The 18,478-nt window shown below is 59.1% G+C and carries 18 protein-coding genes, 1 tRNA gene and 2 pseudogenes; 13 read left to right on the top strand and 8 right to left on the bottom strand.

Annotation, left to right across the window (positions count from 1 at the left end; all coding sequences use genetic code 11):
- The first annotated feature begins 57 nt into the window (after positions 1-57).
- From modA to QP990_RS05280, 5 genes and pseudogenes are all read left to right on the top strand, one after another.
- A complete protein-coding gene (gene modA / locus QP990_RS05290) occupies positions 58-822 on the top strand; it encodes a molybdate ABC transporter substrate-binding protein (RefSeq protein ID WP_023021770.1) in 765 nt (254 codons plus the stop codon).
- A gap of 3 nt (positions 823-825) precedes the next feature.
- Positions 826-1,581, top strand: a pseudogene (locus QP990_RS12335) (ABC transporter permease); the annotation flags it as partial.
- A 75-nt stretch (positions 1,582-1,656) separates the two neighbouring features.
- Positions 1,657-2,073 (top strand): annotated as a pseudogene (locus QP990_RS12330) (ATP-binding cassette domain-containing protein); the annotation flags it as partial.
- 129 nt (positions 2,074-2,202) lie between these two features.
- The gene (locus tag QP990_RS12325; RefSeq protein ID WP_396127276.1) at positions 2,203-2,658 is read left to right on the top strand and encodes a TOBE domain-containing protein; all 456 of its coding nucleotides are present in this window, start codon (positions 2,203-2,205) and stop codon (positions 2,656-2,658) included.
- Positions 2,659-2,696: 38 nt separating this feature from the next.
- Positions 2,697-3,356 (top strand): metalloregulator ArsR/SmtB family transcription factor, encoded by a 660-nt coding sequence (locus tag QP990_RS05280; protein ID WP_284798629.1) that lies wholly within the window; start codon positions 2,697-2,699, stop codon positions 3,354-3,356.
- Here QP990_RS05280 and thrB read toward each other — a convergent pair.
- The 4 genes from thrB to argS all read right to left on the bottom strand — a co-directional run bounded on the left by thrB (position 3,343) and on the right by argS (position 8,804).
- Positions 3,343-4,272, bottom strand: coding sequence for a homoserine kinase (gene thrB / locus QP990_RS05275; protein WP_284798627.1), 930 nt, complete (start codon positions 4,270-4,272; stop codon positions 3,343-3,345). The genes QP990_RS05280 and thrB overlap by 14 nt on opposite strands.
- A 24-nt stretch (positions 4,273-4,296) precedes the next feature.
- A complete protein-coding gene (locus QP990_RS05270; RefSeq protein ID WP_284798625.1) occupies positions 4,297-5,640 on the bottom strand; it encodes a homoserine dehydrogenase in 1,344 nt (447 codons plus the stop codon).
- A 173-nt stretch (positions 5,641-5,813) separates the two neighbouring features.
- On the bottom strand, positions 5,814-7,151 hold the full coding sequence (gene lysA, locus QP990_RS05265; RefSeq protein WP_284798623.1) for a diaminopimelate decarboxylase: 1,338 nt from the start codon (positions 7,149-7,151) through the stop codon (positions 5,814-5,816).
- Complete coding sequence (gene argS, locus QP990_RS05260) at positions 7,152-8,804, bottom strand: arginine--tRNA ligase (protein ID WP_284798622.1); 1,653 nt, start codon at positions 8,802-8,804, stop codon at positions 7,152-7,154.
- A 210-nt stretch (positions 8,805-9,014) separates the two neighbouring features.
- Here argS and QP990_RS05255 point away from each other — a divergent pair, with 210 nt between their 5' ends.
- The 5 genes from QP990_RS05255 to QP990_RS05235 all read left to right on the top strand — a co-directional run bounded on the left by QP990_RS05255 (position 9,015) and on the right by QP990_RS05235 (position 13,759).
- Positions 9,015-9,800, top strand: a complete 786-nt coding sequence (locus QP990_RS05255; RefSeq protein ID WP_049361528.1) for a (Fe-S)-binding protein — start codon at positions 9,015-9,017, stop codon at positions 9,798-9,800.
- Complete coding sequence (locus QP990_RS05250) at positions 9,800-11,305, top strand: lactate utilization protein B (RefSeq protein WP_049361405.1); 1,506 nt, start codon at positions 9,800-9,802, stop codon at positions 11,303-11,305. The genes QP990_RS05255 and QP990_RS05250 overlap by 1 nt, the downstream gene beginning before the upstream one ends.
- Positions 11,302-11,922 carry an LUD domain-containing protein gene (locus QP990_RS05245; protein WP_284798620.1) on the top strand — a complete coding sequence of 207 codons (621 nt, stop codon included), beginning with the start codon at positions 11,302-11,304 and terminating at the stop codon, positions 11,920-11,922. The genes QP990_RS05250 and QP990_RS05245 overlap by 4 nt, the downstream gene beginning before the upstream one ends.
- 123 nt (positions 11,923-12,045) lie before the next feature.
- The gene (locus QP990_RS05240) at positions 12,046-13,632 is read left to right on the top strand and encodes an alpha/beta hydrolase (RefSeq protein ID WP_284798618.1); all 1,587 of its coding nucleotides are present in this window, start codon (positions 12,046-12,048) and stop codon (positions 13,630-13,632) included.
- Positions 13,633-13,685: 53 nt separating this feature from the next.
- Positions 13,686-13,759 (top strand) — tRNA-Arg (locus QP990_RS05235).
- A 64-nt stretch (positions 13,760-13,823) separates the two neighbouring features.
- Here the strand turns inward: QP990_RS05235 and QP990_RS05230 are convergent.
- Positions 13,824-14,621, bottom strand: coding sequence for a MerR family transcriptional regulator (locus QP990_RS05230; RefSeq protein ID WP_284798617.1), 798 nt, complete (start codon positions 14,619-14,621; stop codon positions 13,824-13,826).
- 97 nt (positions 14,622-14,718) lie between these two features.
- Between QP990_RS05230 and QP990_RS05225 the strand changes: the two genes are divergently transcribed.
- Genes QP990_RS05225 through QP990_RS05215 form a run of 3 tightly spaced genes read left to right on the top strand, consistent with a single transcriptional unit; the run spans position 14,719 to position 17,297 of the window.
- The gene (locus QP990_RS05225) at positions 14,719-15,225 is read left to right on the top strand and encodes a hypothetical protein (protein ID WP_284798616.1); all 507 of its coding nucleotides are present in this window, start codon (positions 14,719-14,721) and stop codon (positions 15,223-15,225) included.
- A 2-nt stretch (positions 15,226-15,227) separates the two neighbouring features.
- Positions 15,228-16,127, top strand: coding sequence for an ABC transporter ATP-binding protein (locus tag QP990_RS05220; protein WP_284798614.1), 900 nt, complete (start codon positions 15,228-15,230; stop codon positions 16,125-16,127).
- A 3-nt stretch (positions 16,128-16,130) separates the two neighbouring features.
- Positions 16,131-17,297 (top strand): ABC transporter permease, encoded by a 1,167-nt coding sequence (locus tag QP990_RS05215; protein ID WP_284798612.1) that lies wholly within the window; start codon positions 16,131-16,133, stop codon positions 17,295-17,297.
- Positions 17,298-17,352: 55 nt separating this feature from the next.
- Here QP990_RS05215 and QP990_RS05210 read toward each other — a convergent pair whose 3' ends face one another.
- From QP990_RS05210 to QP990_RS05200, 3 genes are all read right to left on the bottom strand, one after another.
- Positions 17,353-17,556, bottom strand: a complete 204-nt coding sequence (locus QP990_RS05210; protein ID WP_023021787.1) for a hypothetical protein — start codon at positions 17,554-17,556, stop codon at positions 17,353-17,355.
- Positions 17,557-17,664: 108 nt separating this feature from the next.
- Positions 17,665-17,964, bottom strand: a complete 300-nt coding sequence (locus QP990_RS05205; RefSeq protein WP_284798609.1) for a molecular chaperone GrpE — start codon at positions 17,962-17,964, stop codon at positions 17,665-17,667.
- 5 nt (positions 17,965-17,969) lie between these two features.
- A complete protein-coding gene (locus QP990_RS05200) occupies positions 17,970-18,476 on the bottom strand; it encodes a MarR family winged helix-turn-helix transcriptional regulator (RefSeq protein WP_284798607.1) in 507 nt (168 codons plus the stop codon).
- Positions 18,477-18,478: the final 2 nt, after the last annotated feature.

The raw sequence follows: 18,478 nt of genomic DNA, 5'->3' as shown, positions 1-18,478 counted from the left end.
GCTATTCTAGGTAGGTCATACTCACCGCCAAAGAAGCCGAAAAGGAGCTCTCCGCAGATGCACAGACGCGTCACCGCACTCCTCGTTGCCTTGGGAATCGCTCTTTCAGGCTGCGCTCCACACACGTCAGTAACGTCGTCACAGGATACGGCGGATACCACGCTCACTGTACTGGCGGCCTCATCCACCCGCGTTATCAATGATGAACTTACCGAACGCGCCGGCCAGCTCGAATCTCCGGTGAATTTGAGCTTTGAAAATGGCGGCTCTTCCGATCTGGTGAGCAAGCTGCGCGAGGGCGCTCCGGCCGATCTTCTCCTCACGGCTTCCAAAAAGACCATGGATAAGGCGGTCCAGGATGGAACCGTGACCGCCCCCGAGGTGCTCGCCACGAATGTCATGGTCATGGTGGTACCTAAAGGAAACCCGGCGGGAATCCATTCCGTGCAAGATCTATCCCACTCCCATCACTTCGTACTCTGCGATCCGCAAGTACCCTGCGGCGATATTTCCTCCCAGATCATCGATGACCAGCATTTGGACGTGCACCCCTCCTCCCAGGAGCGCCAGGTAGCGGATGTTTTAGGAAAGGTGGCCTCGGGTGAAGCCGATGCTGGATGGGTCTACTCCACAGATGCCGCCGCGGCCGGCAATGATGTTGAGGTGATTGATATTCCTGGGGCGGAGAAATTCTCTAATCAGATCCTGGGCGCCGTTGCCACGGACGCCTCTCATCCCGACCAGGCCCGCGCGGTGCTCAATTTGTTGGCCAGCGACTTTGATTCCACCTGGCACCACCTTGGCTTCAGCCCAGCGAAGTAGTCTATGTCCGCCCCTCAGCCTGTCCGCCCCAAGGCCCCGCTGCTTATCGGCCTCATTGGTCTCATTGCGGTAGCTACCATCATTGTTCCCGTGGCAGCTCTCGGGCTGCGGGTGCCGTGGGCGCGCATCAGCGATTACCTTGGCCGCGAAGAGATTCGAGACATGCTGCTCATCTCCGTGGCGGCGGCTTTCCAATCCATGCTGCTCGCGCTCGTAATGGGCTTGGGCCTGGCATTATGGGTCCAGCAGCTCGGTCGCGGCAGCACCATTATCCGTCTTTTGGTCTACCTTCCTCTGGCTATGCCACCGGTGGTCGGCGGTTTGGCCCTTACCGCAGCCTTAGGGCGCAAGGGCTACCTCTCCCCGCTTCTCGACGCCCTGGGCATCCACCTCGCCTTCGCCTTCCCAGGAGTCGTGGTGGCGCAAACCTTCGTGGCACTGCCCTTTGTGGTGGTAGCGGTCGATTCGGCGCTGCGCCAACTAGACCAGGAAATCCTCGCTTCGGCGCGGGGCGTGGGCTTGGGGCGTTGGGAGATACTCGGCAAGATCACCCTTCCTTCGATCGCGCCGGCTGTAACTACTGGCGCGGCGTTGGCCTTCGCGCGCTCATTGGGCGAATTTGGCACGACACTGACCTTTGCCGGCTCTCAGCCAGGGGTTACCCGCACGATGCCGCTGGGCATCTACTTAGAGCGCGAGGTCGACGCGGACGGCGCCTACGTGCTCTCCGCCCTGCTTATCGGGCTGGCCTTGGTCTGCCTGGCGCTTGCGGGCTTGCCGGCCCTGCGCAGGCGGCGCTACCAGCCGCGGGCAAGGCAGCTGCATTCACTGGACGTGGACAAGCTCCGCGAGCTCACCCAGCCCACGAATGCGCAGGCGGTATCCGTGACGGTCGATGGCGTGCGCACGGCTTTGTCTCCGCGAGCCATTACGGCCGTGGTGGGCCCGAACGGCTCCGGCAAGACCACTTTTATGGGACGCATTGCTGGGCGCCTGAGCGGCGGTGAGGTTTCTCCAGACGCAACCGGCATCGTCTTACTCACCCAGCGGCCGGGCTTGCCGCCGCGCTCGACAGCCCAGCAAGCGGTCGCCATGGTTACCCACGATAAGACCCGTGCGCAGGAGCTTCTCGCGGCAGCAGGATTGCACGAGCTTGCCGACGTCCCAGTAACAGCCCTCTCCGGCGGCCAGGCCGCCCACGTGGCCCTGGTGCGCGCGTTAGCTGCACGACCAGCCGTTATCATATTGGACGAGCCACTTGCCGCAGTCGACGTGAAATCGGCTGAGAGGTGGCGCCACTTTCTGCACGCGGCACGCGAGGATCGGACTACCCTGCTCGTTACCCATAACGCGCTCGACATTGCGAAACTGGCGCAGGACATGCTGGTCATGGAAGCCGGACAGGTGCGAGCGCACGGCGCTACCGCGCGGCTCCTTGATGCCCCGCCGACTGGCTTCGTTGCGGCACTCGCGGGGCTTAACCGCATTGAAGGAACGGTGACCGCCACAGATGCCTCCACTGTGGAGGTCGCCTGCGGGGAGATTACTATTTTGGCAACGACGGAATACGCGCCTGTTCAGCCCGGGCAGGAGGTGGCGGTGACATTCGATCCGCATGCGGCCATCATCGGCGCCGTGCCGGAAGCCTGTAACCAGTGGGCAGTGCGAGTCCTAGCGGTCGAGGCCACCAGCCTCGCAGCCGCTCAGCTGCGCGTAGACCTAGGCGGTTACGAGGCCACCGTACCGGTAGACCGCGAGTCTGCTTTAGGTTTTGCGGTGGGTAGCACCGTATCCTTGGCAATATCTACAGCAAACGTTTTTGTCCACTCCAAATAGAATCTCTGTTATGCAGATCCCAAGGCGGATTTCCTACCATGCCTGACTCACTACCCCAGCCCACCACCGAACTCTTCCCCGAGGCCCTCAATCTCTCGCCAAAGCAGCGCGAGGTACTCGCAGCCTTACAACGCCACCCCAATGGCGCCAAAGCTGGCACCGTGGCCGAGGAGCTTGGCATGCACGTCAACACCGCCCGCGGCCACATCGATGAGCTGGTCAACGCCGGAGCCATAAACGTGCTATCCGCGCCGAGTAAGGGCCGGGGACGCCCTTCCCTGATTTTCCAAGTCCGCGTCCCCGATAATAAGACGGTGGCCGAGGAATACATCACCCTGGTAGAAGTGCTGACCACCATGCTGACGAGCAAGGAAGAGCTTGACGACGCCGCGTCTGCCAAGGCCATCGAGATCGGGCGCCGCTGGGCACGCGCCGCAGGCGCGGAGGGCTCCGATCGCGCACTCGATACGCTCTTTTCCACGCTGCGCGATATGGGCTTTGACCCCGCCATGCAGCCGGACTCTACCGACATGGAGCTCCGTGCCTGCCCGTTTGTGTCTTCGGGACTCCAGCCTTCACCATTCCTCTGCGCGGTACACGCTGGCTTCCTGCAAGAAACTACCGATGAAGGCACCACCATTAACCTAGTGCCGCGCCAGCCTCACAACGTATGCAGGCTGGAAATTAAGCCTGCGTAAGCTCCACGCTGACAGGGCCGGCGATGGCGAGGTCGAGGACGCGGAGGTTTTGCTCGCGGGCGTCGGCAAGAATGCTCTCATCGATGTCCTCGGTGTGCAGCACCATTACGGTCGGACCGGCACCGGAGAGGTAAGCTGCGTATCCTCGGTTGCGCAGACGGTTGACCCACTCCGCGGTCACAGGAAGCACATCCGCTCGGTACGGCTGGTGCAGGCGATCGCGGGTGCCTTCCCACAAAAGGTCCGGATAGTTTTGCAATGCAGCCACCTGCACCGCGGTGCGCGAGACGTTAAACGCCGCATCCGAATGAGTCACGTGCGACGGCAAAACGCGACGCACCGCCTGGGTAGACGCGTGGAAATCCGGCACGAGCGCGGTGGCACGAATATCTTTATGCACCTTGATGGAAGCAGCGCGATAGTCCGGCAAGGAGTGACCATCGACGGGGACATTGGTCCACGACACCACGGCATCACCCAGCACGGAGGCGGCCGCATTATCGGGGTGTCCTTCAAAAGCGGAAGAAAGCTGCACCACCTGGTCTTGGGTGAGGGGGCTTCCCGCCAGCGCATTGCCAGCGGCCACGCCCGCCACAGCGGCGGAGGCGGAAGAGCCTAAGCCACGCGACTGCGGAATATTATTATGCGAAACCACCCGCAGGCCCGGCACGGTAGCATCGGCTGTCGAAAGCGCGGAGCGAATCGCCTTAACCACTAGGTGGGAGCCATCGCGCGGCAGGTCTTCTGCGCCCTCACCAAAAATCTCTACCTCCAGCCCAGAGGTGGTGACCTCTACCTCGACGGTGTCATAAAGGCTTAGCGCCATGCCCAAGGTGTCATAACCCGGGCCAAGATTCGCCGTAGAAGCGGGAACGGTCACGATTGCTTTGGTGCCGACTTCAACTTCGATACTCATAGCTATTCAGTCTATTGCGTCGGGCTAGCTGCCGAGGCGGATTACGGAATGGACGGCCTTGACCTCATCTAGCTCATCCAAGTCAGCCACGATCTTGTCCAGGGTGGCTTCCTTGGCAGCATGGGTGACCACGATGAGGCGGGCGGTATCTTCACCGTCCTCTTGGCGTACCGTGCGCAGGGATACGCCATTATTGGCAAAGGCCGTAGAGATGGCCGCGAGCACACCGGTGCGGTCTTGGACCTCCATATCGATGTGATAGCGGGTTTCCACCTCACCAAAGTCAGCGATAGGTAGATTGGCGTAGGTATTTTCACCCGGTGCGCGGCCGCCGTGGACGATATTGCGGGCTGCACCGACGACGTCGCCAAGCACTGCAGAAGCCGTAGGATTACCACCCGCGCCATTGCCGTAGAACATCAGGGAACCGGCAGCCTCGGCCTCGACGAAGATGGCGTTATAGGACTCGCTGACAGAGGCCAACGGGTGCTCCTTGGGCACCAAAGTGGGGTGTACGCGGGCGTTGACGGCTTCGGATCCGTCCTCCGGCTGAAGGCGTTCGCAGATGGCCAACAGCTTGATGGAATAGCCGGCATCATTGGCCGCCGCGATATCCGCGGCCGTGACCTTGGTAATGCCCTCGCAGTGCACGTCTTCAAACTTCACGCGGGTGTGAAAGCCCAAAGATGCCATAATGGCGGCCTTGGAGGCGGCGTCGTGACCCTCAACATCCGCGGTGGGATCAGCCTCGGCGTAGCCTAGGCGGGTAGCCTCGGCCAGCGCCTCATCATAAGAGGCACCCGTGGACTCCATGGCATCCAAAATAAAGTTGGTGGTGCCATTGACGATGCCGGAGATGCGCTCTACCTGATCGCCGGCCAGAGAGCGGCGCAGCATACCTACCACTGGGATGGCGGCGGCCACGGCAGCCTCAAAGTAAAGGTCCACTCCGGCGCGGTCGGCGGCTTCTGCCAACTCATCCGCATGCGCGGCTACCAACGCCTTATTAGCGGTAACCACGGACTTGCCGGAATTGAGAGCGGCGAGGACCAGCTCGCGCGGAAAATCAATGCCGCCGATAACCTCGACTACAAGGTCGATATCGTCGCGGGCGACAAGTGCCTTGGCATCATCGGTCAATAGCTCCTGGGGTACCCCTGGGCGCAGCTTATTCTTATTCTGGATGGCGATGCCGCGAATCTCGGCTGGGCCGCCAATGCGGTGAGCAAAGGCATCAGCATTCTCTCCCAGCAAGCGGAAGACCTCAGCACCAACGGTGCCAAAGCCCAGCAGCGCGATACCAACGGTCTCACCCTCGCCCTTGCCGGAATGCTTTTGTGCCTGAAGCTCGCTAGTCGATGCAGCCATAGTCCGTCTCCATATTGAAGTTGGGGTTAACGTGTCGTTCCCGCTCAGTGCGGATATAGGACACTATACAGAACAAGCTGTCTACTTTCGCCCTAAATAGACCCATAGATAGAAAAAGCCCCGCCACAAGGCCTGAATTAAATTAGGTTTTGTGGCGGGACTGCGGGCACCAGCTAGTCGACCTCGAGGGAGAGAAGATCCTCGATGGTCTCGCGCCGCAGCATTGGCTTGGTATGTCCCACGCGCGTGGCGACGACCGCGGGGCGCACCGCACCGTTATAGCGCGAAGACATCATGTACTGGTAGCCGCCAGTAGCCGCAAAGGCAATCAAGTCTCCCGGCTGGATATCATTGGGTAGCTCGCCATCCTCAAGGAGGATATCTCCGGATTCGCAGTGGAAACCCACCACGCGCGAGGGCACCTCTTCCCCATCGCTAAAGCGGTTGACCACGCGCACGTCATACGCCGAACCGTAGAGCGCTGGGCGAATATTGTCCGACATTCCGCCATCGACAGAGATATAGCGGCGCAGGGGCAGATCGGACTTGCCGGTTTCTACATCCTTGACGGTACCCACTCGGTAGACGGTCACCGCAGAGCCGGCGACCAAGGAACGGCCAGGCTCGACTAGGAGGAAGGGCGCCTCGATGCCCAACTCCTCTGCGGTGTGCTTGACCGCACCGAGCATATCGCTGGCCACGCGCTCGATATCCAGTGCCTCCTCATAGGGCATATAGGGAATGCCGAAGCCACCGCCCAAATCAAGCTCTGCCAGAGTTACGCCCAGCTCGGTATAAATCTGGCGGTACAGGCCCATGACGCGCTCGGCGGCAAGCTTGAAGCCTTCCGCGTTGAATACCTGGGAGCCCACATGGCAGTGCAGGCCGCTCAAGTGCAGGTTCTCTGCTTCCAAGCAGCGCTTAGCTGCGGCGAAAGCCGCACCGGTGGCTAGCGAAATGCCGAACTTTTGATCCTCATGCGCTGTAGCGATGAATTCATGCGTATGCGCATCCACGCCCGGCTTGACGCGGATCATGACCGGCTGCACCTTGCCCGCTTCCCCAGCGATGCGATTGAGTTCTTCGAGTTCGTGCTCATTATCGATGACGACGTGACCCACGCCGGCATCTACACACAGCCGCAGATACTCTTCGTCCTTATTATTGCCATGCGTAGTAATGCGGCCGGCTGGGAACTCTGCAGCCAGTGCAATCTTGAGCTCGTTAAGGGAGGCCGCATCCAAGCACAGGCCTTCCTCATTGACCCAATTGACAATCTTCTTGGAAATGAATGCCTTGGAGGCATAGTGCACATGCTCCGGGCCGCCAAAGGCACGCGCCATGTCCTGGCAGCGGGACCGGAAGTCATCTTCATCGAAAACGTAGAGCGGGGTGTGGAATTCCTCCGCCAAGTCCGGCAACGGAACGCCGGCGATGGTAACTACGCCGTCTTCCTCGCGCTGCGCATTGCGCGGCCAGACATGGGCGGGCAACTCATTAAAATCCGCCATTTACATCTTCTCCGGGGTGCTTACGCCCACCATGGTCAAGGCATTAGCCAGGACCACGCGGGCTGCCTGCGCCAATGCCAGGCGGGCGCCATGGATAGGAGCCTTTTCCTCGCCGGCCTTGGGCAGGACCTGGCAAGAGTCATAGAAACGGTGGAATACCGCAGCGAGGTCCTCGGCGTAGCGGGCAATGCGGTGCGGTTCGCGCAACTGCGCTGCCTCTTCCACTACGGCCGGGAATTCACCCAGCGTACGAATGAGATCTCCCTCGCGTTCGTGTGTAAGCAGGGAAAGGTCCGCACCTTCGGCATCGACCCCCAGCTCGGCTGCCTTGCGGCCGATAGAGCACAGGCGGGCGTGGCCGTACTGCACGTAGTAGACGGGGTTATCGGAAGACTGGGATTCCCACAGGCCGAGATCGATATCGATGCTCTGGTCCACAGAGGAACGCACCAGGGAGTAACGGGAAGCGTCCACGCCGATGGCGGCCACGAGGTCCTCCATGGTGATAACCGTGCCCGCACGCTTGGACATGCGCACTGGCTTGCCATCGCGCAAAAGGTTGACCAGCTGGCCAATCAGTACCTCGACAGCATCGGCATCGTAGCCCAGGGCGGCTGCCGCCGCCTTCAATCGCGGCACATAGCCGTGGTGGTCCGCACCCAACATGTAGATATTCAAATCATGGCCGCGGTCGAATTTATCAGCTACATAGGCAATATCACCCGCAATATAGGCTGCATTGCCATCGGACTTAACCACCACCCGGTCCTTGGAATCGCCGTAGTCGGTGGATTTGAGCCACCACGCATTCTCGGCCTCATACATATTGCCTTCAGCCTTGAGCTTGTCCAGCGCAGCGTCGACCGCACCGGACTCAAAGAGGGAGTTCTCGTGGAAGTAGACATCAAAGTCCACGCCAAACTCATGCAGAGATTGCTTAATCTGCGCAAACATCATCTCTACACCGTCTGCACGGAAGGCTTCCTGCACTTCTTCATCGCTGCCCTCCAAGGCGGATGGATTCTTCTCTACCACGGCCGCAGCGATGTCTTGGATATAGGCTCCGCCATAGCCATCCTCCGGAGTTGGCTCACCCTTCGCGGCCGCCACGAGGGAGCGGGAGAAACGGTCAATCTGGCCGCCATGGTCATTGAAGTAATACTCGCGGGTAACCTCCGCGCCGGATGCCTCCAGCACGCGACCCAAGGAATCTCCTACTGCGGCCCAACGAGTACCGCCGAGGTGGATCGGACCGGTGGGGTTAGCGGAGACGAATTCTAGATTGACCTTCTTGCCTGCAAAGGAATCATTAGAGCCATACTCCTTGCCGGCGCGGAGAATCTGCGCGACGATCTCCCCCTGGGCATCGGCAGCAAGGCGAATATTAAGGAAACCAGGACCGGCAATGTCGGCCTCCGCAATGGCGTCATTTTCCGCCAGGGACTCTGCCAACCAGCCTCCTAGCTCGCGCGGGTTAGCTCCGGCCTTTTTGGCCACCTGCAGTGCCACATTGGTGGCATAATCGCCGTGTTCAGGATTGCGAGGGCGTTCGACGGTTACCGTTTCGGGCAAGACGGAGGGATCAAGCTCATGGCTTTCCATGACCTTGGTGGCAGTTTCTTTAATCAGTGTGGCCAAATCAGCTGGTGTCATGTCGCACGATTCTAGTGGACTGAAAAGTCAAGTGTGAAAAGGGCCGTGCCCTAAAAGTCCCCTTTACTGCACAAACGGCTGATAGAGACTTTCTGCAACACTAATATTGCAAAATAATCGCTGGTCAACGAGGAGACGCATTACGCACGTACTGCTTAAAGGGAGTAAGGTTGTGGCTACCCCATGTCAAAAATCAACGAGGAGCACCGTATGCGCATTGCGCTATTTTCCACTTGCATTGGTGACGCCCTTTTCCCGGACGTACAAAAGGCAACGGCACTGGTTCTCTCCCGCTTGGGCCACGAGGTGGTCTTCCCGGAAGAACAGACCTGCTGCGGCCAGATGCACATCAATACCGGCTACCAAAAGGAAACGTTGGGCATGATCCGCTCTTATGCGGATGCCTTCGCAGATCCCTCTATTGACTACGTAGTTGCGGCCTCCGGTTCATGCGTGGGCGCCGTTCGTGAACAGCACGAGCGCATCGCCGACCGTTTCGGCAACTCCGCCGACGTCGACGGCGCCCGCAAGACCACCCAAAAGACCCTGGATCTACCCGAATTCTTGGTCGACGTTGCCGGCGTGACCAATGTGGGCGCATTCTTCCCGCACCGCGTGACCTACCACCCCTCCTGCCACGGCTTGCGCTTCCTGAAACTGGGCGACCGCCCGCTGCAGCTGCTCCAAGAAGTAGAGGGCATCGACCTGGTCACCCTTCCTAATAAGGAAGAATGCTGTGGCTTCGGCGGTACCTTCGCAATCAAGAATGCGGAAGTATCCCGCGCGATGGTCACGGATAAGACCCGCCACGTTAAGGAGACCGAAGCAGAATTCGTCACCGGCGGTGACTCCTCCTGCCTGATGAACATCGGTGGTGCCCTGAGCCGCCAGCGTTCCGGTGTCCGCGCCGTTCACATGGCTGAGATCTTGGCTTCCACCAAGGAGCACCCATGGACTCCTACCTCCGCCGCCTACTCCAAGGAGACGATGCTCTAATGACCTCTTTCCTCGATACCACCCCACCGCGTGCGCCGGAAGGCTACGGTAACCTGCGCGGCAGCAAGGCCTTTGTTCCCCTCGCACACGTTGGCCTAAACAACGCCACCCAGCGCCACAACCTGCAGCATGCCACTACCTCCATTCGTGAGAAGCGCTCTGGCGCTGTAGAAGAGCTGGATGATTGGCAGGAGCTGCGCGCCGCTGGTTCCGCAATTAAGGAAGATGTCGCCGCCCGCATGCCAGAACTGCTCGAGCAGTTCGAAGAGGCAGTTAAGGCGCGCGGTGGCACTGTCCACTGGGCACGCGATGCCAAGGAAGCTAACCAGATCATCGAGGGTCTGATTCGCGCCACCGGCGAGACCGATGTGGTCAAGGTTAAGTCCATGGCCACGCAGGAAATCGGCATGAACGAGCACCTAGAGGCGGCCGGCATCAACGCTCGCGAGACCGACCTCGCGGAGCTCATCGTGCAGCTGGGTGAAGATAAGCCATCCCACATTCTGGTTCCGGCTATCCACCGCAACCGCGCGGAGATTCGCGATATCTTCGTCAACAAGATGCCGAACACCGATGACTCCCTGCAGGCAGAGCCGGCCGAGCTGGCAGAGGCATCCCGCCAGTTCCTGCGCGAGCAGTTCATGAAGGCCAAGGTTGCCATCTCTGGCGCCAACTTCGGCGTAGCAGAAACCGGCACCATCAACATCGTGGAATCCGAGGGCAATGGCCGCATGTGCCTGACCCTGCCGGAGACCCTCATTACCGTCATGGGCATTGAAAAGCTGGTTCCTACCTTCCAGGACCTGGAAGTCTTCCTCCAGCTGCTGCCGCGTTCTTCCACCGCGGAGCGTATGAACCCATACACCTCCATGTGGTCCGGCGTTACTGAAGGCGATGGCCCGCAGAACTTCCACTTGGTGCTGCTGGATAACGGCCGTACCGCGGCCCTGTCTTCTCCGATTGGCCACCAGGCCCTCAAGTGCATCCGTTGCTCGGCCTGCCTGAATGTTTGCCCGGTCTACGAGCGCGCCGGCGGCCACGCCTACGGCTCGGTCTACCCTGGCCCAATTGGTATTTCCCTGACGCCGCAGCTCACCGGCATGAAGGACCACAACGATCCTTCCGCCAGCCTGCCTTATGCTTGCTCGCTGTGTGGCCGCTGCGACGAGGTTTGCCCGGTTAAGATTCCGCTTTCTGACGTCATTTTGGAAAACCGTCACCAGAAGGTCACCCACGCCACCCCACCAATCGAGCCGAAGCTCTTCAAGACCATCCAGCTGCTGTGGAGCAACCCGAAGCTGTGGAACAAGGCAACACACATGGTCGCCTTGGGCCGCATTTTGGGTGGCACCAACAAGACCATCGAATCCCTGCCACTGTTTATGTCCGGTTGGTCTGAGGGCCGCGATACCGCGGTTCCGCCGAAGAAGTCCTTCCGCCAGTGGTTTGAATCCGAAGAAGGCAAGGAACTTCTTGCCGAGGCCCGTGAGGAGTCCAAAAAGTGAACGCAAAGCAGGAAATCCTAAGCCGCATCCGCTCCGCCCAAAAGCAGGCTGGTCTCCCCAACCACGTTGATGCCCCGCGCGACTACCAGCGCGAAGGCACCCTGAACGCGGACGAACTGCGCGATATGCTCATTGACCGACTCGAGGACTACAAGGCCGAGGTGCACGTCACCGAGGAAGGCGAGCTCAAGCAGGCCATCGCCAAGATCCTCAAGGACCGCAAGTGCAACGACATCCGCTATGCCGAGGGCATGGATGCCAGCCTATTCGAAGGCTTCGACGCGAAGCCGGACGATAAGAGTGTCGATCCGCGCACCCTCAATGAGACCGACGCCGTTGTCACCTTGTCTCACGTCACCTCCGCCCAGACCGGCACCATCGTGCTCGAGTCTGACGAGCGCTGCGGCCGTCGCGCTCTCACCCTGGTCCCGGATCGCCACCTGTGCATCGTCCACCAGGATGAGATCGTCTACGGCATCCCCGAGGTCATCTCCCGCATGAACCCGGAGAAGCCAGCGACGTGGATCTCTGGCCCGTCCGCTACCTCTGATATCGAGCTCACTCGTGTCGAGGGCGTACACGGCCCGCGTGATCTCATCGTCCTCATCGTCAAGTAGATTGCATAGCCCCTCATCCGTCCCGGCCGGTGAGGGCACCCACCTACTGTGAATATGATGCTAAAAGCATCAAAAAAGCATAGGCTAGGTCTACCAATAATTTTTATTCTGGAGACCTAACCTATGCTTTCTTTTTCTTCTAAGCTTGCGGCCACGCTCGGTGCTGCTGCGGTCACCATTGGTGTTACTGCACCGATTGCTACGGCCGCACCTGCACCTGCACCGCAGGACACCAAGCCCGCTATTTCCTGGGAAGACTGCCCCGAGCAGGTAGATATTGACTCGGCCGAATGCGGACGCATCGAAGTCCCTACCTACTATGACAACCCGAAGGCCGGCAACATTAGCGTCGGCTTCGTGCGGGTGCCCGCCGCCAAGCCAAGCGCCCGCCGTGGCGCGCTGTTCACAAACCCTGGTGGCCCAAGCGGCGATGCTTATGGCTGGGCCGGCAATAGCGCTATTCCGTGGCCACAGGCCGTGCGCGACGAGTGGGACACTATCGGCGTACAGCCACGCGGCCTTCCAGGCTCCACTCCAGTTAAGTGCGATGCTTTGGCTGCTAGTGACCCACTCCGAGATAGCCTGCAGTTTGGAAAACTCACTCGCGATGCCTGTGAGAAGAATACCCCGGGCTATACCAATTCTTTGACCACCGCCAATACCCTGGAGGATTGGGAGATGGTGCGCCGCGCCTTGGGCGAGGACAAGATTGATATCGCCGGTACTTCTTATGGCACTTACCTCGGTTCCGCTTACGCCACCAAATATCCGGAGCACACCGGCAAGGTCTTGTTGGATTCCGGAATGAGCCCCAAGCTGGCGTGGAATGGCATCTTTGCTTCGCAACAACGCGGCTATGAAAAGGCACTGCACGATCTCTTCGGGTTCATCGCCAAAAATGATGCCAAGTACCACCTCGGCACCACCCCGCTGCAGGTCTATGAAAAGTGGTCTCAAAAGGTAGCTCGTGAGGCAGGTGTACGCCCTACCGTCTTGCCACCGAACGCCAAGATTGGTGACCTACCTCCAGGCCTCGAATTTGCCGGTCAGCCCGGTGCGGACATTATGACCGCCACCGGCCCATTGCGCGTGCAGGCGGAGTTCCTCAGCCAGAAGATTCAAAACCCCAACGCCCTGCAAGTAGCCTCCCCGTTACTGAACATGACGCGCCTCCTTGTTGTACCGACCCCTTCGCAATGGGATGCCTTTGCCAAGCACCTCAACGGTAGCGAACCTATGGATGCGGAGCAGGCCGACCCGGAGGCCCTGCGCAAACAGCAAGAGTCCCTCGCTCAGGCGTCGAATATGCAGAACCTCATTGTCTGTAATGAAAATACCGTGCCTGGAAATCCGCTGCTATACCCGAGCTACCTGTGGTCCAACTTCGTCAGCGCTGATCCCTTCACCCAATTCAACTCTCTCTACGGCTCCGGCGCAGGCTGTGGTGGACGTGCGCCGGTCACGGGCCAGGCGCCTCTCGACGGCTCCAAGCTCGCCACCAAGCCCCTCCAGATTCAAGCAACCGGCGACCCACAAACGCCGTACCAATACCACACGAGCCTCTCCAAGCCGATGCAGTCGCGTGTAGTCACCGTCCACGGCCCTGGCCATGGGCACTTTGCCTCTATGAATAAGGTTGTCGATGACATCGGCGTGCACTACTTGCGCACCGGTGAAGTCACTGCCACCGACGCTCCAGGGTTGATTTAGTCCCCCACTACCCCATGCGCTAAAATCACATCGTTGGGAATTTTCCCAGCGATGTCTCCGTAGCTCAGCGGATTAGAGCATCGGTTTCCGGTACCGAAGGTCGCAGGTTCGATCCCTGTCGGGGACACAGTTACCGCTGGCCACCAGTACTTTCTGGTGGCCAGCGGTTTATTTATCTTCCGGCCCGCTAACTATTTCCACTCCGGATTGGCGGTATCCACCCCTTGTACCTTAGCCGCATTCTCAATCGCGTCCGCCAACCACTGGGCCAACCCTACCTGCTGCGCCTCATAGTGAGCACGGAAGCGCTCATCGGCAACGTAGCCGCGGGAAATTAAGAAGTGCTTTGCCGGCGTTACAGGAAAAAAGGCGCTGAGTGCTGCGCGGTGCTTTTCGACGAGCCCCTGGGCCTCCTCCGAGTCCGGTGCCACTCCACTGGCTACAGCCTGGGCCAGCTCTTTCTCCACCTCAGCAACTGCCGCTTGGGCATCGCTCCAGTTCTGCTTCGACCAGTCGGCAGTGCGTTGCTGGTACATTGCCCAGTCCCCGCTCGATCCATAGGCCTCTTCAGCCTCTTGCTGATATGCAGCGAAATTTCCATCACCGACAATTTCTCCGATTTCTTCCACAGTGAGCTTTCGTTTATTCATTGCATCCTCCATCAAGGTGTCAATCGCTGCCAGCATTTCACTGAGGTTGTCGCGCTGGGCAAGCAAGCTTTCCCTCTGCCTCTGCAAATGTTCTATATCGGAGGCAGCGCCATCTAGCAGCTGTTTAATATCGGTCAATTTCATACCAGTGGCGCGGTAGATGAGAATCTTCTGCACCCGGGCACAGTCTTCCTCGGTATATAGCCGGTAGTTGGACCAGCTGCGCCACGTGGGTGACAGCAAACCTTGCGCCTCCCAGTGATGCAGCGTGCGCACCGTAATACGGAAGAGCGCTGCTACCTCGCCAACGGTATAGAGAACTTCATCGATGTCGTCCATGACTTCATTGTCGCGCCTTACGCCACGTCAGGGTCAACCCAGAGAAAATCTGCAGAATCTCTTGCCAGAGTGTTGGGTTTATGCAACACTTGGGTACATGACAGCAAACGACAACCCTGTTTCTACAAAGGTCCGTGCCGAGCGGTTCCGCCGACCAGGCCCCACCCGTGGATTAATCGCGTCTATGTATCTGTGCGTAGCCATTTCCGCGATTTCCCTCATCTGCGCACTAGCGTTTTCCTCCTACTGGTCTCTCTTGGCCATGTCTGTAGCAATGGTCCTCTCGTGCGTCCCGTGGACCATTCTGCGCATAACCATCGATTCCAAGGACAGCAAGCCGCTGTCTTTTCTCGATGAATATGAAGCCCAGGTCCTGGATGAGTGGCGCCGCAGAGCCTTCAAGCTGTCTACTTCCCTGCTATTTGTCGGCGGTTTCGCCACGCTCCTCGTGGGAAATTGGTTCCTCGGAGGAGGGAATACCGGCACTATTGGTACCAAATACTTACTTGGGGCCGGCTATTTTCTGCTTTTTAGCTTCTTCATCTCTACCACCCTGCCCGCCGTCGGCTACGCACTAACCTTCAATCAGAACTCGGAGAACTAAACATGCCCACCTTGACCATTGACCACCTCAATAAGTCCTTCGGGGAGACACAAGCCCTGCGGGATATGACCTTTAGCGTTGGCGAGGGCGAAATCTTCGGGTTCGTCGGCTCCAACGGCGCCGGAAAGTCCACCACCATGCGCATTGCACTAGGTGTGCTGGCGAAAGACTCCGGCGAAGTCTACTTTGATGACGCCCCGATTAATGACGATAACCGCCGCCGCATTGGTTATATGCCAGAAGAGCGCGGCCTCTACGGGAAAGAACCGCTGCTCAGCCAGTTGGTCTTCCTTGGCACGCTGCACGGTATGGACAAGTCTGCCGCCAAGCGCGCCGGCGCTGAGCTCCTTGAGCAGCTAGGCCTGGGCGAGCGCATGGACGATAAGCTCGATGACCTCTCCTTGGGCAACCAGCAGCGAGTACAGCTCGCGGCCTCCCTGATTCACGAACCAGACATGCTGATTCTGGACGAGCCCTTTTCCGGTCTGGACCCAGTAGCAGTCAACGTGATGTCAGATATGCTGCGCGAGCGCGCCAACCGTGGCGTTCCCGTCATTTTCTCCTCGCACCAGTTGGACTTGGTGCAGCGCTTATGTGACCGCGTGGGCATTGTGACGAAGGGGCACATGGTGGCCGAAGGGGGCGTCGATAAGCTGCGCAGCCAGGGCCCGCCGCGCTTTGAGGTCGCTACCCCAGCACGCGGCTGGTACCCGGAGGGCACGGAGCTGGTGGCCGAAACTCCCGACGCCGTGGTAATCCAAGCAGATCCCAGCGTTGATGACCAGACGATCCTGCAGGCTGCCCTAGCCGCTGGCCCAGTGCATTCCTTCGGTCGCAAGATCCCAGACCTGACCGAGCTTTTCCAGGACGTCGTCACTAGCAACCAGAATGAGGAGGCCTAAGCCATGCAGTATTCCGCAATGAAGACCATCGGCGTCGTAGCCAAGCGTGAAATGGCAGTCGCGCTGAAGTCGAAGATGGTAGTGGGCACTATGCTGCTCCTCATCCTCGGCGCCATTATCGCCCCAATTGCTATCAGCTTCTTCAGCGGCGATGAAGAACCTGATTCCGTAGCCGTCGTGGGGATGGAAGCGTCCGCCTTCAAAGATTCCGGCATCGATGCCACAGCAGCGAAAGACCGCCCGGAAGCCCAGCAATTGGTGGAAAATGACGAGGCCGATGCCGCCCTCGTGCCGGCAGAAAACGACGGCTGGGATCTCTTGAGCAAGGGCGATACGCCTGCTGCGGTGACTACCACCGTCAACCAAATCGTTTCTTCTCAAGCACAAGCAACGGCGTTGGAAAAGCTCAATATTGACCCGCAAGAGTTAGAAAAGGCTACCCCTTCGACCGCCGTAAATCAGGTGAACTTAGAAGAAGAGGATGGCACTGAACAAAAGATGGCCGGTGTAGCCACGGTCCTCATTGGCGCAATGGCGGTGGTCTTTTCTGTCATGACCTTCGCAGGCCTGATTGGCGGCCGCGTCACGGAGGAAAAGTCCTCCCGCGTAGTGGAAATCATCTTGTCCTCCGTGCGCCCAGTAGACTTCTTGGCCGGCAAGATTTTGGGCAATACCATCGTCGGTTTCTTGGCCACCCTCCTCATCCTGGGCGGTGGCGCGATTTCGATTGCTGCGTCCGGCCTGGCTAGTGACCTCGAGCTGGACTATGGCTTGGTAGCCGTCCTCCTTGTAGGCGAGATTTTAGGATTGCTTTTCTTTGGCAGCCTCTACGCTGCAGCCGGCTCCATGGTGCAGCGCACCGAGGATCTCCAGTCCACGCAGGCACCGATTCTGTTCCTTGTCTTTGCCACCATGTATGTACCGATGTTCGGCTGGATGCATCTGGATGCCACGTGGATGCAGGTCATGACTTGGTTGCCGCCGGTTTCCATGCTGGTCGCTCCGATGCAGGTGGCCGGGGGCAACCTCAGCTGGCTGGGATTGCTGGCTAGCTATGTGCTCATGGCTGTGGTGACCGCACTGATTATCGTGCTAGTCGGTCGAATCTACCGCCGCGCCATTTTGAATAATGGACGCAAGATGACCTGGCGCCAGGCGGTGGGCAAATAAAATAATCCGGCTCCCCGCCATGTGCAGGGGAGCCGGATTCTTCTATGTGCCGAAGCTACTGAGTAATGAACTCGTTGGTGATCGGCTGGGTGATGTCCAAGGTGCCGTGCTCGATGTAGTACATACCGAAGAACATGGCTGCCAGCATCACTACGGCTAGCAGCATGGAAGGAATCCACTGAAGGAATACGGGAACCCAGCCCTTGCCCTTATCGCGAGCTGCTGCTTCGCGCTGTTCCTGAGCCTCACGCTCGTTCATAATGATAAAACCTTTCGATCCACCGAGGATTAACTACGGATATCTTAACAGTTAAGTCCCCCGAAGGCCGCATTCCTCGCACTTTTGATTGACGCCGAAATTTCGCCCTTAGATTCCGGGGTCCTCGTTATTGAGTAGTGCCTCTACGAAAGACTCGCGGTCCGCGAGCATGCGCTCGATGTCCTCTTCCGCGCCGACAATCCATAGCTCGGTGTCTTGGTCATAAGTCAACGCGTAGTCCGGGTAGGCCTCTAGGGCCTCCTCCATGGCGGCAACTTGGCCCTCACTAGCGGCATCATCCAAGTGCGCTTCGGGGTCACCGATGCGCGGGCTAAGCTCCTCCAACGCGGTGATTCCGTAGGTCTTATATTGCTTCTTTGGGTGCTCGAAGAGCTCTTGTCCCATCATGGAGCTTAATCCCTTCCGTGTAGTAGCGAATCTGGCACATATCCCTCATAGCCGGGGAGGTTTTTGGCCTGCAAAACGCCGTTGAAAAAGCGCCGCAGCGCAGGCACGTCCTCGGGCTGCAGGTGGTCAAAGACCATGCGGCGGACTGATTCCACATGTTCGGGGGCAGCGCGCCGCAGGTGTTCTAGGCCCACGTGAGTAACGCACACATTAATCCCCCGGGCATCTTCCGCATCTGGTTCTTTATAAAGCAAGCCGCGCTTTTCCATGCGGGTTACTTGGTGGGAGGCGCGGGAGCGGTCCCACTCTAGCTGCGTGCACAACTCGTGCAGGCGCAGGCGCTGCTCTGGCGCCTCAGACAAGGCAACGAGGACAGCAAACTCGGAGGCAGATACCTCGCCGCCGGCCTTGAGCGTTTCATCCATTCCCCTATTAATCTTGCGCACAGCGCCAAGGAGCAGGCGCCATAGCTCCTGCTCCTCGTCGTCTAACCAGCGAGTTTGAGAAGGCATGG

Source organism: Corynebacterium sp. MSK071 (genome assembly GCF_030232125.1).
GTDB classification, from domain to species: Bacteria; Actinomycetota; Actinomycetes; order Mycobacteriales; family Mycobacteriaceae; genus Corynebacterium; species Corynebacterium kefirresidentii.
The sequence above is the reverse complement of the archived record's forward strand: the minus strand, read 5'-3'. Positions and strand labels throughout refer to the sequence as shown.

Bases quoted from the DNA above. Each gene is read 5' to 3' on its own strand.
- modA (WP_023021770.1), top strand. From the start codon at position 58: ATGCACAGACGCGTCACCGCACTCCTCGTTGCCTTGGGAATCGCTCTT.
- QP990_RS12325 (WP_396127276.1), top strand. From the start codon at position 2,203: ATGCTGGTCATGGAAGCCGGACAGGTGCGAGCGCACGGCGCTACCGCG.
- QP990_RS05280 (WP_284798629.1), top strand. From the start codon at position 2,697: ATGCCTGACTCACTACCCCAGCCCACCACCGAACTCTTCCCCGAGGCC.
- thrB (WP_284798627.1), bottom strand. From the start codon at position 4,272: ATGAGTATCGAAGTTGAAGTCGGCACCAAAGCAATCGTGACCGTTCCC.
- QP990_RS05270 (WP_284798625.1), bottom strand. From the start codon at position 5,640: ATGGCTGCATCGACTAGCGAGCTTCAGGCACAAAAGCATTCCGGCAAG.
- lysA (WP_284798623.1), bottom strand. From the start codon at position 7,151: ATGGCGGATTTTAATGAGTTGCCCGCCCATGTCTGGCCGCGCAATGCG.
- argS (WP_284798622.1), bottom strand. From the start codon at position 8,804: ATGACACCAGCTGATTTGGCCACACTGATTAAAGAAACTGCCACCAAG.
- QP990_RS05255 (WP_049361528.1), top strand. From the start codon at position 9,015: ATGCGCATTGCGCTATTTTCCACTTGCATTGGTGACGCCCTTTTCCCG.
- QP990_RS05250 (WP_049361405.1), top strand. From the start codon at position 9,800: ATGACCTCTTTCCTCGATACCACCCCACCGCGTGCGCCGGAAGGCTAC.
- QP990_RS05240 (WP_284798618.1), top strand. From the start codon at position 12,046: ATGCTTTCTTTTTCTTCTAAGCTTGCGGCCACGCTCGGTGCTGCTGCG.
- QP990_RS05230 (WP_284798617.1), bottom strand. From the start codon at position 14,621: ATGGACGACATCGATGAAGTTCTCTATACCGTTGGCGAGGTAGCAGCG.
- QP990_RS05225 (WP_284798616.1), top strand. From the start codon at position 14,719: ATGACAGCAAACGACAACCCTGTTTCTACAAAGGTCCGTGCCGAGCGG.
- QP990_RS05220 (WP_284798614.1), top strand. From the start codon at position 15,228: ATGCCCACCTTGACCATTGACCACCTCAATAAGTCCTTCGGGGAGACA.
- QP990_RS05215 (WP_284798612.1), top strand. From the start codon at position 16,131: ATGCAGTATTCCGCAATGAAGACCATCGGCGTCGTAGCCAAGCGTGAA.
- QP990_RS05210 (WP_023021787.1), bottom strand. From the start codon at position 17,556: ATGAACGAGCGTGAGGCTCAGGAACAGCGCGAAGCAGCAGCTCGCGAT.
- QP990_RS05205 (WP_284798609.1), bottom strand. From the start codon at position 17,964: ATGATGGGACAAGAGCTCTTCGAGCACCCAAAGAAGCAATATAAGACC.
- QP990_RS05200 (WP_284798607.1), bottom strand. From the start codon at position 18,476: ATGCCTTCTCAAACTCGCTGGTTAGACGACGAGGAGCAGGAGCTATGG.